At 58.2% G+C, this 753-nt stretch carries 2 protein-coding genes; both read right to left on the bottom strand.

Features of this window, described 5'->3' with window-relative positions; genetic code table 11:
- Positions 1-17: 17 nt before the first annotated feature.
- Positions 18-263, bottom strand: a complete 246-nt coding sequence (locus tag EOA22_RS39775) for a hypothetical protein (protein WP_013525243.1) — start codon at positions 261-263, stop codon at positions 18-20.
- A gap of 9 nt (positions 264-272) precedes the next feature.
- Entirely contained in the window at positions 273-506 is a 234-nt protein-coding gene (locus EOA22_RS35860) for a hypothetical protein (protein ID WP_013525244.1), read from the bottom strand.
- Between the last annotated feature and the right edge of the window lie 247 nt (positions 507-753).

The following is a 753-nucleotide window of genomic DNA, read 5'->3' as shown; positions in this document are numbered from 1 at the left end:
CAACAGGTCAACAGACCTTAAATCGGCTTTCCAGCGCGCAACATGGCCCGCGCAATTGCGAGTTGCGTTTCCAGCCTGGCGTTCTCTTTCTGAGCCATATTGTCGGCCGCTATGAGCCGTTTCAGCGCCCGCAATGTCTCGCCTCGCGTCCATCCCGCCTCCAGCATGCAATCGACAATCACCTGAAAGCCTGGCTCCATGGCCTCCTGGCAGTCGATGGCTCGGTCCTGATAATCGTCCTGTCGCTTGGGCGGATTGACCATATCTGATTCTCAGTTGGCGGGGCCTTTGGGCTTTGTCTCGGACGTAGATCCGTCGAGGAGATCGAGAAATGAGTGCAACGCCTTGACCATCATCCGAGCGCCGTTTTCGCTCAGGGTGAAGGATCGCTTCCCCTCGGCAGTCAATAGCCCGACAAGGCAGACCTCGGGATTATCGCGGTCATCGATTTCGATTGTGACGCCCGAGACCGCTGGCAGCATTACGTCCTTTGGCTTCTTCGGCATCACCACAACCTTGATACGTTCTCACTCCGTTCCCATCTTGGGCGGGCCTCGATCCTTGTCAATGAGACGACCTGAATGTGTGGACGCGTTTTTGTAAAATCGACCATCCCGGACATGGTGCGGCGCTTCGAGTTCGCGCACCCTGGCGACGTTGAGCGTTTGGGCAACGGGTTCCCGGTCTGGAATGGCGCGCCCAGCCGGGAACCAGCCCCCACTTCGCAGAAAGGAAACCGGCCATGCTCGTGGA

It is taken from the genome of Mesorhizobium sp. M7A.F.Ca.US.014.04.1.1, assembly GCF_003998745.1.
Lineage (GTDB): Bacteria > Pseudomonadota > Alphaproteobacteria > Rhizobiales > Rhizobiaceae > Mesorhizobium > Mesorhizobium ciceri.
This window is presented reverse-complemented; position numbering and strand designations above follow the sequence as displayed.